This is a genomic window from Dictyobacter alpinus, assembly GCF_003967575.1.
In the GTDB taxonomy this organism is placed as follows: domain Bacteria; phylum Chloroflexota; class Ktedonobacteria; order Ktedonobacterales; family Ktedonobacteraceae; genus Dictyobacter; species Dictyobacter alpinus.
Genome location: NZ_BIFT01000001.1, coordinates 5,107,479 through 5,123,615, shown reverse-complemented (window position 1 = coordinate 5,123,615; position 16,137 = coordinate 5,107,479). Strand labels below are relative to the sequence as shown.

Annotated in this window: 12 protein-coding genes; 6 read left to right on the top strand and 6 right to left on the bottom strand. The window is 51.5% G+C overall.

Annotation, left to right across the window (positions count from 1 at the left end; genetic code table 11):
• Positions 1-545 precede the first annotated feature (545 nt).
• The gene (locus EL633_RS37225; protein WP_176599709.1) at positions 546-1,094 is read left to right on the top strand and encodes a hypothetical protein; all 549 of its coding nucleotides are present in this window, start codon (positions 546-548) and stop codon (positions 1,092-1,094) included.
• A gap of 254 nt (positions 1,095-1,348) precedes the next feature.
• Here the strand turns inward: EL633_RS37225 and EL633_RS20135 are convergent, their stop codons facing one another.
• Together EL633_RS20135 and EL633_RS20130 are read right to left on the bottom strand one after the other, a co-directional pair.
• Complete coding sequence (locus EL633_RS20135; protein ID WP_126628906.1) at positions 1,349-1,585, bottom strand: DUF2795 domain-containing protein; 237 nt, start codon at positions 1,583-1,585, stop codon at positions 1,349-1,351.
• Positions 1,586-1,720: 135 nt separating this feature from the next.
• A complete protein-coding gene (locus tag EL633_RS20130; protein WP_126628905.1) occupies positions 1,721-2,260 on the bottom strand; it encodes a DUF4188 domain-containing protein in 540 nt (179 codons plus the stop codon).
• A gap of 265 nt (positions 2,261-2,525) precedes the next feature.
• Between EL633_RS20130 and EL633_RS37310 the strand changes: the two genes are divergently transcribed.
• Positions 2,526-4,061 (top strand): putative glycolipid-binding domain-containing protein, encoded by a 1,536-nt coding sequence (locus EL633_RS37310; protein ID WP_218027527.1) that lies wholly within the window; start codon positions 2,526-2,528, stop codon positions 4,059-4,061.
• A gap of 61 nt (positions 4,062-4,122) precedes the next feature.
• Here EL633_RS37310 and EL633_RS20120 read toward each other — a convergent pair whose 3' ends face one another.
• Together EL633_RS20120 and EL633_RS20115 are read right to left on the bottom strand one after the other, a co-directional pair.
• The gene (locus tag EL633_RS20120; RefSeq protein ID WP_126628904.1) at positions 4,123-4,662 is read right to left on the bottom strand and encodes a hypothetical protein; all 540 of its coding nucleotides are present in this window, start codon (positions 4,660-4,662) and stop codon (positions 4,123-4,125) included.
• Positions 4,663-4,788: 126 nt separating this feature from the next.
• On the bottom strand, positions 4,789-6,219 hold the full coding sequence (locus tag EL633_RS20115; RefSeq protein ID WP_161982279.1) for a WD40 domain-containing protein: 1,431 nt from the start codon (positions 6,217-6,219) through the stop codon (positions 4,789-4,791).
• A gap of 598 nt (positions 6,220-6,817) precedes the next feature.
• Between EL633_RS20115 and EL633_RS20110 the strand changes: the two genes are divergently transcribed.
• The 3 genes from EL633_RS20110 to EL633_RS20100 all read left to right on the top strand — a co-directional run bounded on the left by EL633_RS20110 (position 6,818) and on the right by EL633_RS20100 (position 9,517).
• Positions 6,818-7,369, top strand: a complete 552-nt coding sequence (locus EL633_RS20110) for an RNA polymerase sigma factor (protein ID WP_246039177.1) — start codon at positions 6,818-6,820, stop codon at positions 7,367-7,369.
• A gap of 2 nt (positions 7,370-7,371) precedes the next feature.
• Positions 7,372-8,928 (top strand): PQQ-binding-like beta-propeller repeat protein, encoded by a 1,557-nt coding sequence (locus tag EL633_RS20105; RefSeq protein ID WP_126628901.1) that lies wholly within the window; start codon positions 7,372-7,374, stop codon positions 8,926-8,928.
• Between the two features lie 280 nt (positions 8,929-9,208).
• A complete protein-coding gene (locus EL633_RS20100; RefSeq protein WP_126628900.1) occupies positions 9,209-9,517 on the top strand; it encodes a hypothetical protein in 309 nt (102 codons plus the stop codon).
• A gap of 329 nt (positions 9,518-9,846) precedes the next feature.
• On the opposite strand, the gene EL633_RS20095 is transcribed toward EL633_RS20100, so the two are convergent.
• Positions 9,847-10,605: a response regulator gene (locus EL633_RS20095; protein ID WP_126628899.1), complete on the bottom strand. Its 759-nt coding sequence runs from the start codon at positions 10,603-10,605 to the stop codon at positions 9,847-9,849.
• Between the two features lie 3 nt (positions 10,606-10,608).
• Complete coding sequence (locus tag EL633_RS20090) at positions 10,609-13,353, bottom strand: PAS domain-containing protein (protein ID WP_126628898.1); 2,745 nt, start codon at positions 13,351-13,353, stop codon at positions 10,609-10,611.
• 489 nt (positions 13,354-13,842) lie between these two features.
• Between EL633_RS20090 and murD the strand changes: the two genes are divergently transcribed.
• A complete protein-coding gene (gene murD / locus EL633_RS20085; protein ID WP_126628897.1) occupies positions 13,843-15,198 on the top strand; it encodes a UDP-N-acetylmuramoyl-L-alanine--D-glutamate ligase in 1,356 nt (451 codons plus the stop codon).
• Positions 15,199-16,137: the final 939 nt, after the last annotated feature.

The window sequence follows — 16,137 nt, the reverse complement described above, 5'->3', positions numbered from 1 at the left end:
ATTTAATTAATATATTGTGTATGTATCACCATAATATTGAATAGAACCATTACAGCTCTACACTACATTTATACCTCAAAAACAGCTACAGTACAACAGTATTTTCGGGATAAATTCACAATTCCAACCACACAATAAAAGCGCATCTCAATAGAATAAGCTCTATTCCATATAGGGATGCGCATCATGAGTCACCCCAAATTTTTGTTCCAAAAATTCAGAACCGGGGTGCAGGAGCGGAGCGCCCTGCCGGGGGTGCGGGGGTGTCCCCCGAAAAAACCCTTTTACCCCTTTTGCGCGCCGCCTGCGACGGCGCGCGGGTGGTTTAATTTATGCAGCAAACAGAGCTAATTGGTAAGATAGGGGTATTTTAGTACTACGATGGATTGTATGCAGCAAGATAAACTGTTATACTCTTCTGAGTTATTAGCCATCGACCACAAAACAGCGTATGTTGAATTTAAAGAACAATATTGATGGAATCATATTTCATTATGCATCTACTTAAAAGTTCTTTATTGGTGTCTGTGGAGAGGAAAAGAAGCATGTTTCGTTTACTTATCTGGGGTCTTTATCGTATCGTCGGTCCCAAATGGGGCCGGATCATTACGGGATCAATCCTTGCACTGCTCGGAATTCCCATCTGCTTTACTGACAATGGCGCATTTCTCGGTATTATTCTGATCCTTTTAGGACTTGGCCTCCTAGCATTTGGCATCTTTAAGTCCAATGGACCATCATCAACCAAAACAAATGCCTATGGACAGGCACAGAGCATCTATAATAGCCCGCAGCAGCCCCAGTATCAGGGGCAAGCACAGCAGCCGGCTCCTTATGGTCAGCAACCCTACAACCAGTATGCTCCACAGCAACCTCAGGCTCCTTATGGCCAACAGCCCTATAGCCAGTACGCTCCACAGCAACCTCAGGCTCCTTATGGTCAACAGCCTCAGTATCCTTACGGCCAACAGCCTCAGTATCCTTACGGCCAGCAGCCTCAAGCACAATCGGGGGCGGGTTATGGCCAGCAACCTTATGGTGCACAGGGTAACGGTGCTTATGGGCAGTCTGGTCCAGGCTATCCGCAACAATAATTGATAACTTATAAATAAAAAAAGAGACCTGCGCTAATATCTAGTGCGGGTCCCTTTTCCATATTTCAACGTCCATGCTCAGAAGCTGCATTTTCATGCATCAGAAGAGATCATCACCCCTCATCTGACTGCTGCTGAGAAAATTCAGGGACGTGATACTGCGTGCGGAAAAGCAATCAGTAGCACACTTCTCAATGCTTAAGATAAGGAGAGCAGATCTGCACTCTGCCTTCGGCGCGCAGACGCTAAGGGAACTAGTGCTGGTTACGTGAGCCAGCGCGGTCATTCGTGTTTGAACCCTGATTTGAATTCAAGACGCGAACAACATCACTAACTGAATTGAATGACTGCTCAGGAAGTCTGCGCATCTGGCTGATGAGCTGATCATCGGCACCTTTACGCTGGGCAAAGGCAACGACCTCATCACGCTGGGCTGGGAATTTCATGTCTTTCAGGTAAGACTCGATCTGAGTTGCTTCTACATTAGCCATGGGAAATCCTCCTTTTAATAAAGCTTGTCAGTGCTTCATCACACCTTCAAGCATCTTCATTTCCTCTTCACTATACGCTGACCTAGAATAAGAGGATTTCCACCTAATAATACGCATTTTTGGCTACTCATCGAGCTAGACGATGTCCTGGGAGGTAGCTTCAACTCCGGCCTGGACTGGCGAGGGGACGGCCGGCTCACCTTCTCCACCCAGACGGCGGCGGGCCGTCTCACGTCGACCGGTAGCAGGAACATGTTGCGTGGCCGAGGCCAGTCCAAAGACCGGCATGTTCCCATAGACTGCCTCATATTTGCCGGGCTCCACCACGTAGGTCTCATGCCAGATGCCCACACTCCCATCTGTACCGATCGCCCGATTAAAACGTCTCCAGGCCGACAGATGTGGCTCATCCTTCGCGCGCGCAAACTTCTCCAGATCCTCAAACGAGCGCCAATACTGGATCATGACAGGTCCACGCAGGCTGAGATACGTTTCGGCCCCCAAAAAACCAAGCTCGGGATGCTGATAGAGTGAGCGCAACATGGGACCCATAGACATGACCGTGGGAACCCACCTACGTAGCGCGAAAAATTTATTGATACGCATGCCAATTAAAAAAACCACAAATGGTTGATCGATCTGCGCAGTAAAACGTCCTGGAACAACAGTAGCCATAGTAAAATCCCTTTCCGTTAACATGGTGATAAGCAAACATAGACACAGTTACATCTATGATTCAGTACGCAACGGCATCATTTTTTCAGCGTTACTATATCTCTCAAATATGTATCTAATAGATATATACATGGAATATACAACAATGTCAAGGTTTTTTGGGACGCAGATTCATCGGACAGACAGATTGGGGTCATACGCAGCTTTACGTTTGGTTATAAATACACTAGTATAATCTCAAAAAAATATGGGGAGGGAACCCTTCTTGGGGACGCAATTACAGGCGGAAAGCAAGATGCCACTGCATATGTACGAGAGCGCCGCCCACGCGAACGTGGGGCGACCATTAGAGAAACTAGTGAGTCGGTCCGCACAAATACTGTGTATACTGGGAGCGATTATCTCGTTGTTGCTGTTCGCCTGGCTCTGTTATAGCCTCTTTGCTGCGCTCAGCTTTGGTGTGCTGGCGCAAACCTATCATACGAGCGCTGAAGTACCCGCTGATCAGTTACAAAATTATCGTTGGCTGCAAAATTTGCACGATAACTTCTGGCTAAACATGCCAGGCATCATCATTCCGTTAGGGGCTAGTCTGATCTTGTTTGGCCGCTTCTATCTGGCTGCGCGCACACAACTCTATATCTGTAGCGAAGGTCTGCTTACGATCTATAGGAAAAAAGAAGAGGCGATACGCTGGGATGATGTCAGGGAGTTTTATCTCTTGAACGGATCGGTGACGCAGCTGGTGAGAACGAATAAGACCAGACTATTGCTGCCTTTTTCTATCCTGGGCGCATCCAATAAAGCTGGCGACCAGGCGATTATAGCGGAACTGATGCCGCGTTTATTACCCCCGGCCCTGGCCAGCTATGAACGTGGAGAGGTCGTATCATTTAGAGATTTGCAGATCAGCCAGCAAGGTATTTCGTTCCTTGGAGAACTGGTAAGCTGGGATAACCTGGGCGCGGTCGCCTGGGAAAACAATGAACTATCAGCCTATTATGCTAAGGAAGAATCGCTTGACGGCGAGCTTAACAGACAATGGTATGTCTGGCAGACAAAAGAACATAACAGTAACACCACGCTATTGTCGTTGCCGAATCTGCTTGTCTTTGTGGCGCTGGTCAACGAGATCCTTGACCGTCAGCATGAGCACAAGGATAACCCACCAACGCCACAGCCACTGACAGATGCAAAAGAATCCGTTGAGAACAATTCGTCAAATACAGGAGGAAATGCGATGGAAACACACATCATGTGGAATTTTCTGGCTGGCCCTGGCATGGAACATCTGCAATTAGTGGAAGATGAGGGCGGCATCGTCGCAGATGGACTGATCATTGGGATCGAGCAAGATATCCGCTTTCGCCTCTGGTATCGGCTCCAGATAGATCAGGACTGGCATATACGCGAATATTCGCTCCAGGTAAGTGGAGAGCAAAGTCAGGCGGCATATTTATTGAGCGATGGACAAGGACACTGGACCGATGCCGACGGCAACGCGTATCCTGACCTGGATGGCTGTCTGGATATCGATATCGCCCACACGCCGTTTACAAACACGTTACCTATACGCCGCCTGGAACTCGCGGTTGGCGAGAGTATGGAGATCCAGGTTGCCTACATTACGGTTCCCGATCTCAATGTCCGGCCAGCCCGGCAGCGCTATACCTGTCTGACACGCACAGAGTCCGGGGGCAGCTATCGCTATGAGAGCCTGGACAGCGACTTTACAGCCGAACTTACGGTAGATGAACAGGGGCTAGTCATAGATTATCCAGAGCTATGGCAAATGGTATAAAAGAAGAGCAGGCCCGCCAGACAAATGGATCGGCGGGCCTGCTCTTCTTTATGCACAATGCTTATTGCTTGTTACTCCCACCAGTTGGAGGCTCGCCGCCGGTTTGATTGATATCGGAGGCGGAGAGAGAGCCGCGATCAGTAGAATTCACCTCGCCGGCATGGGCGGATTTGCCGGTGCCGCTGGTCACAGTACTATCACTGGAACTCGCGCCGCCGGTACTCGCTCCCTGCTCACGCTGATCGAACGAAGAACCCTCACGATTGGGGACGCCACCCAGGTCAACCTGTCCACGCTTCTTATCAGCTGGCGCCTGATTTTCAGCGGCCTGTAAATTATCGGCGGTCGTATCCGTTACCGCCGTCGAAGACTGCTCGTCCTCCGACCGATAACGCCGCTCGGACGCCTCACGATACGCATCCTGATCCAGATCGGCCGGCTCGACGATCCGATTATCCTCAATCTCCTGCTGAGACCGCTCATCATCAGACCGCTCACCACGATTTAAAGGATTACTCATACCCGTATTCTTCTTCAGCTCCTCCTCCACCCGCTTCCCCGTACGAATCTCATCATCCAAACGTTTATTTAAGTCCGACATTGGCACCACACTTTCTAAGTTCAAGGCTTGCCCACAATTAGCGCATAGCATCCCTTAAGTCACGCGTAGCCGCTCAAAAAAGTTTCCACTCGTGTGAGATACATTGATAATGGGAGGGGCCGGCAATTATGGGAGGTGCAGGGAGCAAACGTGGAGGGTATTGTCTTTACTGGCGGAGGCTAGCTGGGTGCCGGCGGGATGCCAGGCAACTTCGAGGATCTCGTCAGTATGTTTTGTATAATTGACAACCTTCTGGCCGCTGTGAGGATTCCAGATCTGGACGCTTTTATCGCTACTACCGGAGGCGATATGTTGTCCTTTGGGTGACCAGCGGACGGTGCGCACGGCGTCGCTATGGCCAGAATAGTTCAGGCTGAGTCCACCGGTGAGGGCGTCCCAGAGGTAGACGTGGGTATCGCTGTGAGCGCTGGCAATACGCTTGCCATCAGGCGACCAGTGAACTTCGTTGATAGTGCTGTCTTTGAGACCAGCATAGACAAATGTTGGACTATCCTTGCCGTTCAAACTATACCAGACATGCAGGCTACCATCTTCTCCACCCGACACAATACTCTGATCATCGGGCGACCAGGAGAGGCTCCAGATACTCCCTTTGTGTCCACTATAGATGGCCAGACGCTGCCCGGTAAAGGCATCCCAGACATGGACCTGAGCATCGCGACCAGCGGAGGCGATACGGGTACCATCATGAGACCAGTTGAGATAGAGAATACTTTTCGTGTGTCCATGATAGGTAATCCGGGGCTTATCGCTATTGGGTTCCCAGATCTGGACGGTGTGGTCCGCGCTGGCGGAGGCGATCACATTATTTGTGGGAGACCATTGGGCACAGTTTACATAATTACTATGTTTGCGGTACACAAATACATTATGGCCGTTGCTAGCATCCAACACTTGAACAATATTATCGCCCATCGCGCAGGCTAAAAATGTTCCTTGCTGACTCCACGACACATCATTAAAGAAAAACTTTGTCCCATAAATATAATTTGTACTGATCGCCGGCTTATTAACCGGCTTGACGGCGCTAGCGGAGATCATCTCCTGCCGCCACCACAGTCCACCGCCAACTCCGCCAAGTATCAGGGCACTGCCGACCAGACCAATCAACATATTCCGCCGTGAAAGGCCCACTTTCTTGCCTGGTTGTTGAACTTGCTCTGGAGAAGGTAGAGAGGGATCAGGGGGTAGTGGAGTACTCTCAACAGGAACGTCCTGCTCCTGCGATGCGATCACCGGCTCGGTCGGCTTTTCCGGTCCCTCTGGCTCAGGCTCTGAAGATTGGGTGTCCGTTGGCGTATCCAAACTATCATCGGCATCGTCGTCGAGCAGACCCAGTTCTGCGGCATCCATCTCAAAGAGCGTGGTCAACTTCAGACGAAAATAGGGACTGGGTTTGGTGATATTGCGCTCCCAGCGCTTGATCGATACCACCGTAGTGCCTAGACGATCGGCCAGTTCTTGTTGAGACCAATGATGACGGAGACGCTGATTACGCAAACGCTGATTTACCATCTTTTTCTCGTCTTCAGACATGATGGACATCCCTTTCCATTATTCTCAATTTATTATAGCGGAAGAGGACAAAAGATTCAATCAGCTACCTCGCCAAAAAAGATGATACCAAAACTGATACCAGAGTTGATACCTTTACATCTTTGCTTCAACTTCACAATTGAGTATGCTACCTGTGTGAGTTATTCTCGATGGACAACCGTTCATTGAAGCGAACAAGTCACCACAAAAGCCTGGACAAATATAGGGGTAGGTATTTTTTATACCTACCCTTACGTTGAGTTTCTATCTGCAATTTGTTTCTTTTCATGATAGAGCTGTCGTACCTCTCCATTAACCAGCCTGCTAAATAAGGACATATCAAAGTCGCGCACCTGATTTGCATGAGCGCGGGTTGTGGTCGCCCCCCCTTGATTTGAGCGCATTCAGATTTGGCTCAACAGCTTTCCATCTTCTTTGCGCAAGAGAGCATCTAGTGACGCTATCCTTCCTTTGCTCCCTGTGTGCTTGCCGGACCACTTCTAAAACGCAGTAATTAGGGCAATGCGTAGCGTTTTCCGTGTGTGTAGCGATATAGGGAATGAGATCTTCTAAATGCAATTGCAGAATGAGGTACCCAGTGCAACCAGGAAATAATCGGGTCAGCGCTACCGATTCACCATATGCGCTTTTGTATGAGCGGCATGCAGCAGTAATTTTGATTTATATACGTCGTCGTCTTGCTACTGATGCCGATGCTGAAGATATATTGCTTGATGTGTTTCTAGCTGTCCTTGAGAAAGAGGACTTCTTGCTCCTGAAGGAGGATGAGCAACTGACCTGGCTATATCGTGTTGCCCACAACAAATGCGCTGATTTTTATCGGCGGGCCCGGCGGCGTCCAACAATATCATTGGAGCAAACAATGGAGATGATCCCTTTTTATGCTGACGAAGCACGAGAACCAGAACAGATTGTGGTGCGTCGCGATGAGCAACGCTTACTCTACGAGCAAATAGCCACCCTTCCAGTCCAACATCAAAAAGTTGTCCTCCTCCGTTTTGGAGCAGGGATGCGCTGTGTCGATATTGCTCGGATGCTCAAGTTACGAGAAGGAACCGTACGTGGATGGCTTTCTCGGGCACTCAATCTGCTACGTATCGTCTACGAAAATGAGAGGGAGGACAGCTAGTCATGAATGAGCGTAATCAACAATTTACTCCTGAAGAAGTAGATGAACAAATAGATCAGCTTTTGCATAGTCAGCAAACGCCATCCGCAAACAGCCAGATGCTTGCAGATCTCTCAACTTTAAGTGAAAGAGATCTGCGTATAATCGCCAATGTTCGTCAGCGCCTGGAGCCTCATTTTGAGCAGCATCAAAGAACAGACCAGGTCCGGCGTCCAGGTCAAACCCGATCAACCACTGGCGATCAGCCAGTAGCTGATCGAGGAAGGAAAAATCCCATGCAACAGGGTTATAGGCTAGTCGAAAAACATAGAACAACACACTACATGTTGAATGCCCTGGTGGCTGTATTTGTGTTGGCCCTCTTACTGAGTAGCACATTCGTCGTGTTTGGCATCCTGTCCAGAAAAGCCACACCCACAGGACCCAATCAGCCAATCGTAGTCCCAACACATCAGGCAACCACAGTCCCAACAAACATAGTGAAACCCCAAAGCTCTTTTCTGTATGTCCGCAAAGAAGATGGCATTTATAAGGTTGATCCACAAAGTGGACGAACACTCTGGTACCATGCGATAGATAATACAGTAGAGGAAAGCGTTACAGTAAAGGATGATAGTGTTTATCTGGTAACAATGAGTTCCGACACCAGCCAATTGCTGGCCCTTTCTGCGCAAACTGGTCATCAGCAGTGGAGCATGCCCATCAATGCTGGCATTTATCGTGAGTACAAGGTTACCGCTAGCGCGGTATATGTGTTCGTCCAGGATCAAAGTCCCAATCAGAATGTATTAACTGGCAAGGTCTATGCTCTTAATCGCGATAACGGAAAAACGCTCTGGATAAGACCAACACTCAACACTGCACGTGTTGGCGCTGAATACAAAAATAGCGTATATATTGCAGATGGAAACACGCTATTGGCGCTGGATAGCAAGGATGGTCATGAACTCTGGCATAGCACTGTCGCTGAAACTTCCATTGGTGCCTTTCCCCAGGTTATTACTAATAGGCTGTATTTGCAAAGTAGTTCGCTTGTCGCTGGAAAGGGATGGAGTAGCTACTATTATGCTTATGATCTGGATAGCCATACGCAGCTCTGGAAGAGCAGTGAAGCAGTAGATGCCAGTGGAGGATCTGCGCCCACGATTGTCAATGGGGGCCTCTATACCTCAGATCAGCAACAAGGATGGGTCTATGCCTTTGATATCACCAACGGTAAAAAACTCTGGCAACATGATGTTGGAGCGGGTATTGCCAGTGCTCCGTTAGTGGTAGGGGATGCACTTTACATTGTAGAGAGTAATAATCAAGTTCCTACTAGCAGTCACATTGTAGCCTTGAAGACCAGTAATGGAGCGCAAATCTGGTCCCAATCGACTGGTGATTTTACTATAAGGCAACTTTTTGCCAATCAGGGCAAGCTCTATTATGGTATGACAGATAGTAAAGTAGTGGTACGCAACCTCACGAACGGAGAGCAGTCATCAGTCATCACAATCGAGGATAAATCCACGCGTAAGCCAACGGTGACGATGCCATTTATCACAATTGCACCCTGAAGTACCGCGTGTTTTCACTCAAAGGAAGGCATAAAGTAAAGATCATCCCTGGCTATAGGTCCAGGAATGATCTTTACCAGAGATCAGTAATTGGTAAGAAATCTGACGTAAAGGCATACAAAAATCAGTTTCTCTCTTTGAGAGTTACTAACTTCCTCCTTCTTTTTCCTATGGCAACTTACAGAGTCTACATACGTACATGATGTGTATTTCATCATTTTTTGATGAAATTAAGTTTTATTGTATGGCTTGATTTTCATGATATGGGAAAGGGAAAATTATGAATGAGCAACAGTACAAGTTTGATAATGAACATGGTGCCCATTCTCCCTGGGAAGAGAAAGTGTTTTCTCTTCGTGAGGAGAAGTTGCAAGAGCATCAACGACTATTCTTATTTTGGAAAAAAGGAGCTTTGGCGATTATATCAATAATTTGCGTTGTGCTCTTTTTTTTCGCTGTAAATCAGCAACTAGTTGTCCAAACAGCTGCTAATATAAATAGTTATGATTACACATATACATATATTAGTAATGCAATATTCATTATATTTGTTATTGTTGCTAACATATGCTACTGGAGAAAAAAATAGTGGCGAACATTGCACATGCTCAGGAACGTTATCATGGGGCGAGGAGACGGCCCACGATAATGTTCCTGTTCACGATCATGATCGCCGTGTCCTCGCTACCCTGGTCGGTGGCTTCAAAACGATCATAGTTGGCTCTTCAAGGTAGCACCAAATTAGAGGCCGCTGGCAATCTACCCTGTTTGGTCATGCCATTGACATCATATGTGTAATCATGGTACACAAAGATATGCTGCCCGTCGCTGGTATCTCATGCGTGCGCTGTGATGTCCATTTCCCCCTGAAACAGCTCACGTCCTTCCGGCGACGGGTAGACGTTGCGTGAGGGGTGTTTAGGTAAGACTTTTTTCGCTATCAGGTGGGGGAACGTAGTAGCCGACACCGAGTTGGTTGCGCAGGAAGCGGGGCTGGGAGGGATCTGGCTCGAGTTTGCGGCGCAGGTGGCGCACAAAGGTGCGCAGGTAGGTGTTCTCGCCACTGTAATCGGGTCCCCAGACTCGCTGTAGGAGCTCGCGGTGCGTGAGCACTTTGCCAGCGTTACGGGTGAGTTCACAGAGCAGGTCGTATTCAGTGGGGGTGAGATGAACCTCACTGCCACCGGAACTGACATGGCGGCGCGCAAAGTCCACGATGAGTCCATTTTCGCCACCACAGCGGTAAAGGGGGCGCTGGCCTTCTTTGCCGCCAGCGCTGTTCCTGAGTCGCTCGGTCTCATCGGCGCGGCGCAAGGCGACCCGCACACGGGCCAGGAGCTCGTTGATGCTGAAAGGCTTGGTCAGATAATCGTCGGCACCAACGTCCAGGGCCTTGATCTTCACAGGCTCCTCATCATGGGCCGAGAGGACAATCACGGGCGCGGTACTCCATTCACGGAAGCGGCGCAGGAAGCTGAGTCCATCAAGGGAGGGTAGCGAGAGATCAAGCAGGACAAGCTGGGGCTGGAAGATGGCGGCCATATCGACGGCCTGGGCGCCATCCCGGACGGCCTGGCTGTGATAGCCGCGAGCTTTGAGCTGGGCAAGGAGGAATGTGCGCATCTGTGGATCGTCTTCGACACAAAGGATGCGGGTCTTTTTCTCACTGCTTGACATGGCTTATGACTCCCCTCTGGCAGGTGTGGCGATGACCGGCACGATCGGACGCGTGAGCCTGCGCTTCCCCTTAAAGACTGGTAGCGTGAAGGCAAAGGTCGCTCCATGCCCCGGACGACTGCTGACTTCAAGCTGGCTCCCATGGGCCTCGATAATACCACGGCTAATGTAGAGTCCAAGCCCGGTGGCGGGACTCCAACGCGTGGCTTTCTGGCGATTGCCGGGTGGGCGCTGACTGGAGGGACGGCTCAAAGCGGCAAAGGTGCTGAAACGCGTGAAGAGCGCCTGCTGCTGCTCCTGGCTGATGCCGGGTCCACTATCCTTTACAGAGATCCTGATGCTGTGTGGGCGCTGGCGCGGACCCTCGCCGAGCGGCTCGGCGCTCAACTGGACCGCTGAACCGGCGGGCGCATAGCGGAAGGCGTTGCTCAGGAGATTGGTTAGCACACTAATCAGGAGCTCATAGTCTCCATGCACGGCCGGTAGCTGGTCGGATGCCTGGATCGCGAGCCGGGCATTGGAGGCGCTGATCAAGGCTTCGAGCCGCTCCTGGAGGTCCTCGAACAACTCTGGTAGCAGGATCGGCTCGCGCGACAGTTGGAGCGCGCCCGCCTCGACCCGTGAGGCATCCAGGAAATGATTGATCATACCAACCAGACGATCAACCTGCTGGTCCGCCGTCTGCAAGTAATCATATTGCTCCTCACTCGTCCAGTGCAGGTCCGGGGCCAGTAGGGCACTGAGATGGGCGCGAATATTGGCCAGCGGCGTCTTGAGCTCATGGGCCATGGTCGTAAAGAAATCCTCGCGCGTACGCTCCAACAACTTGATATGCGTGATGTCCTGAAACACCAGAATCGCGCTCTCGATACTACCATCCGGGCCGCGCAAAGGAGCCGCATTAAAGAGGAGATAGATGGTCTGGCCGTCACTTTTCTGCAGGTGGAGCTCGGCCTCACTGCTCTCACCCCGCTGGAGCGCGATCGCCAGCGGCTGCTCGCTATATGGCACCTGATTAGCATCGTGGTTATACATGGGCAGCGACTGTAAGAGCTGCTCGCAGTTCTGCTGCATCACGCGCCGCAGGGCCTCGTCGGGATCATCGGCCGGTGGCAGTTGGACACCAATATGCTGAAGTACCACGACGGCCTGGCGGTTGATGACGGAGATCGTATTATCTTCGGCCGCTACCAGCATCACGCCGATCGGTAGGCGTTCCAGCAGGAGAGCCATGCGCGCGCTCGTCGTAGCCTGGGCCTCCTGGGCCGCCTGGAGCGCCTGATTACGCTGCTTCAGTTCAGCGGTACGCGCCACCACCTCGGCTTCAATGCGCTCGCGATCCGCCACCTGGGCCGTCATATCATGATAGATGATAATAAAAGCAAAGATATCGCCCAGTTCATCACGAATCGGCGTATAGGAGATCTGGATACTATAAGCGGTCCCATTCCCCCCGATCAGCTTCACCTCATCCTTACGTCCAGCTAGCGCGCGTCGCTCCAGATCCTCGACAAAGTTCGTCGTACTCCAGGGCATGCGCTGCCAGCGCGCCTGGCCCTGCTCAAGAGCCAGCGGCAGGCTCTGTCCCAGCACCGACTCGCTCCAGCCCATCAGGTCGCGGGCCGCCTGATTGACATCGGCGACACGCCAGCGCGGATCAACCAGGATCACCCCATCGGGCATGGCCTGCATGATATTCTCTTTCTGTCGCACATTACGGCTGGCGGTGCGTGCCAGCCGGTCGATACTGCGGAAGAGTCGAGCGTTCTGGATAGCCAGGCCCGCTTGCTGCGCAAACTGTTCCAGCAAAGCCACCTCTTCAGCAGGAAAACCACGGGCCCGCAGGTGATAGACCTCGATGGTGCCAAAGACCGTGCGCTGCTGCCGGCCAGCCGAGGCCAATGAGACAGGATCATTGGTATGGGGCTCAAAAATGGGTACGCACAACACGGATCCAGGCCGATGCGGCTCACCCTGATGGTTCAGATAGGGGAATATATACTGGGGAGTGCGACGCGTATCGGTAATGATGCGCGTACGATGCTCACGCGCCACGGCCTGCAGCAGAATCTTCTCATCCACCAGCGCTTCCCAGGGCTGCGAGACCGCATGCAAGCCAAGCTGAGCCACCGCCCGGGCCGTTCGGGTGAGCGCCACACTCTCTGGTAGCGACTCCTCAAGCTCCGTCAGGCGTGGCTCAATGGCTGGAACAGAATTGTCCAGCAGGATAATGGCGCAGCGCTTCGAGCCAAAGGTCTCCTGCAATACATATAAGATACGTTCAAGCACCAGGGGCAGCGAGGCAGGACCAGCCAGGGCCGAGGAGATCGCGTGCACACCCTGAATATGCAGCCGGGCACGTACGGCATCGGTATTATCTTCCAGCGTCAGCAGTAACTGATCCGGCTGCCCGGTGGCTACATGATACTCGATACTGATGCGCCAGTAGGTGCGGCCACGGACCTCCAGGAAACCCTCAAAGGGAACCTCGGCCAGCGACATACGCTGCCGGGTACGCGCCACCTGCTGTAGGAGAGGTTGCAATTGCGTATGGATAGCATCAGGCAGAAGCTCGGCAGGAGTATGCCCGATCATCTGTGGCTCCTGCCAGAGGGCCGCCACCAGCGTCTGTAGATAGTGATTCACATAGCGAATCGTGAAATCCTGCGCATCCAGCAACAATACGCCGACCGACATCGTATTTAGCAGATATTCAAGTTGTGCTCCGTGTCCAGAATCCATCATCATACTATTTCTAGATACCCATCATGGTACCATTTGTGATAACCTCTAACATTGATGTATGCTGGCTACGCTATTATTTACCGCTTCATACTATAAAAATGGCAGCCCTGCTCTCGTCCTATTTAGAAACAGACAATAAATGATGTATCCCTATAAATACAGTATATATTCTTTACATGAGAATTGTATGCACGGAAAATCATGGATGTGTCACTATTATACCTCGTTTTTTGCTGAGTGTCTTGTCAGAGCTTTTTAATTTTCCTCTTCCTGGCGCCTACGGCGCCGGAGTCTGGTGTGGTGTGTGTTCTGTGGGCGGCCGCGGCCGCCCACAGAACACACACCACACCAGAAATACTCTGTATATGATTTGCCTGACAGTTACTCCCGGCTGAAAATGAAAAAGCCCTGGTGTCTTGTCAATATGTTTGTGCATGGGATGTGATTCTGTTATGATGGTAAGTGAAATCTGTGGAAATTGAGGATTTAAAGATGGATTTGCGTGGGAAACGAGTTCTCGTGATGGGCTTAGGCCTGCAGGGATCTGGGATGGCGTCGGCGCGCTATGCGGCCCAGCAGGGAGCCCTGGTGCGCGTGACGGATATGAAGTCGCCAGAGGTGCTGGCCCCGAGCGTCCAGGCCCTGGCCGGTCTACCAATCGAGTTTATTCTGGGAGAACATCGGGACGAAGATTTTCGATGGGCCGAGATCGTCATTCGTAATCCAGGTGTCCCCTGGACATCTCCCTATATCCGCCTGGCCCAGGAACACGGGGCACGCATCGAGATGGAGATCGCGCTCTTCTTCCTGGCCTGTCCTGGCCGCATTATCGCTGTTACCGGCACACGCGGCAAAACCACCACGGTCAGTCTGCTCTATGATATCCTGCGTGCCAGCGGGGCCCATACCCTGATCGGCGGCAACGTAGCAGGCGTCGAGACACTCTCGCTCTTACCACAGATCACACCGGAGACCCTGGTCGTGCTAGAGCTATCCAGCTGGCAGCTCGAAGGCCTGGCCCTACACAAGATAAGTCCTCAGGTCGCAGTCATGACCAATGTCTATCCCGACCACCTCAACACCTATAACGGCATGGAGGATTATGCCGCAGCCAAGGCCAATATTTTCCGCCATCAGCAAGCCGCAGACCTGGCCGTGTTCAACTATGATAATCCTTGGACGCGGCGCTTTGGTGAAGAGTCAGCGGGCCGTACCTGGTTTACCAGCCTGGAACGTGGCGGCAGCTTTGCGCGCGGCTCCGAGCAGGTCGATCCTTTTATTTTTACCGAGACCCCCCTGGCCGGTCGGCACAACCTGGAGAATATTCTGCTGGCCACCACCACTGCCCGCCTGCTCGGTATTCCCGATGAGATCATCGCCGAGCGTGTCCGTAACTTCCATGGAGTCCCACACCGCCTCGAAGAGGTCCGTGAGCTCAACGGGATCCGCTACATCAATGATAGTGCCAGCACCTCACCGGTCGCCGGTCAGGTCGCTCTCGAAGCCTTCAAAGAGCCGATCGTGCTGGTCGCGGGCGGCAACACCAAGCACCTGCCCCTTGAACAATGGCCCGAACGCATCGTCGAGCGCTGTCGAGACGTGGTCATGCTCGCCGGTAGTGGTACCGACGAACTGCTACCAGCTATCCAGCAGGCAGCCGAAAAAATGCAGACAAGCAACCCGGTACGCGGCATCTACACAGATTACCAACAGGCGCTGGCCGCCGCCCAGCAGCTCGCCCGGCCCGGAGACATCTACCTCTTCTCCCCCGGCTTCACCAGCTTCGGCATGTTTCTCAACGAATTCGATCGCGGCGACAGATTCGTCGCCTACGTCCGCAACCTGTAGCGTTGCAGGGTTCCCCCCTAAATGGATAACCGCAGGTATGCGGCTTGCTCAAACATGTAGAGCAGTTGAGCAAGCCGCTCATGTCTGTGGCGCCTACACGACTCACATCTCTTCGCGCATGCTCACTCGGCCGCGTTTTGAGCGGCATACGTCCTGAAGGTAAAATCTTGCCATACCAAATGTTCCCCATCACTTTCGTATCATCACCGCGATTGGTGTAGGCGCCACAGCACTGCGAGTCGTTCTGACTCCTCGGCTCACGTAAACCCAGCAGTGCGGCCTTGCGTGTGGCGCCCACTCGGCGTACGTAATGTCGGCTTATACCCCATTTGGCGTACATACGGTACCAATCATGCGTGGCGATCCGGCGCGCCATGGGACGGCGTGTCCATCTGCCGAGCGTACGTCGAGTGGGCGCCACACGCAAGGCCGGCACGCGGCTTGATCGAGAGCGATACGTGTTTATAGAGCATCGCATGCCTGTGGCGCCTACACCACTCATGTTTCTTCTACCATGATCACTCGGCAACGTTTTGACCGGTGACCAAACTTTCCTCATCAATGCCGTATCATTCACCGTGATGATTTGCTATCGTACTCATTTATGGCATATAATAAAAAGTGTTTTATACTCATCAATGGCATTATAGTAAAAATGTTTCTATAGTATAAAATATCAGGCACAGCTCCGACAACAAGAAAGATAATGGGCACTGGCAGCCGATTATTCTTATCAAGTGGACGGAATGGTGAAGTATTGAAGAGCAGACCAGGGAAGATATATTCGAATGTTCTATAATCAAATGTATTTTTATAGTCTGGGTTGCACATATGGCGTAGGTTTGTTAAACTAACGGTTGTTCGGGGTTGACGCGTTGGAAGAAGTTCATCGGTAGAACTTCACACCATTGGAGTTGAGGACAACGCGATTATCGAAAA

What these genes read in the sequence shown, in the direction of transcription:
- murD (WP_126628897.1), top strand. Translation starts at nt 13,843, where the DNA reads ATGGATTTGCGTGGGAAACGAGTTCTCGTGATGGGCTTAGGCCTGCAG.
- EL633_RS20135 (WP_126628906.1), bottom strand. Translation starts at nt 1,585, where the DNA reads ATGGCTAATGTAGAAGCAACTCAGATCGAGTCTTACCTGAAAGACATG.
- EL633_RS20095 (WP_126628899.1), bottom strand. Translation starts at nt 10,605, where the DNA reads ATGTCAAGCAGTGAGAAAAAGACCCGCATCCTTTGTGTCGAAGACGAT.
- EL633_RS20115 (WP_161982279.1), bottom strand. Translation starts at nt 6,219, where the DNA reads ATGTCTGAAGACGAGAAAAAGATGGTAAATCAGCGTTTGCGTAATCAG.
- EL633_RS20105 (WP_126628901.1), top strand. Translation starts at nt 7,372, where the DNA reads ATGAATGAGCGTAATCAACAATTTACTCCTGAAGAAGTAGATGAACAA.
- EL633_RS37225 (WP_176599709.1), top strand. Translation starts at nt 546, where the DNA reads ATGTTTCGTTTACTTATCTGGGGTCTTTATCGTATCGTCGGTCCCAAA.
- EL633_RS20120 (WP_126628904.1), bottom strand. Translation starts at nt 4,662, where the DNA reads ATGTCGGACTTAAATAAACGTTTGGATGATGAGATTCGTACGGGGAAG.
- EL633_RS20130 (WP_126628905.1), bottom strand. Translation starts at nt 2,260, where the DNA reads ATGGCTACTGTTGTTCCAGGACGTTTTACTGCGCAGATCGATCAACCA.
- EL633_RS20090 (WP_126628898.1), bottom strand. Translation starts at nt 13,353, where the DNA reads ATGATGATGGATTCTGGACACGGAGCACAACTTGAATATCTGCTAAAT.
- EL633_RS20100 (WP_126628900.1), top strand. Translation starts at nt 9,209, where the DNA reads ATGAATGAGCAACAGTACAAGTTTGATAATGAACATGGTGCCCATTCT.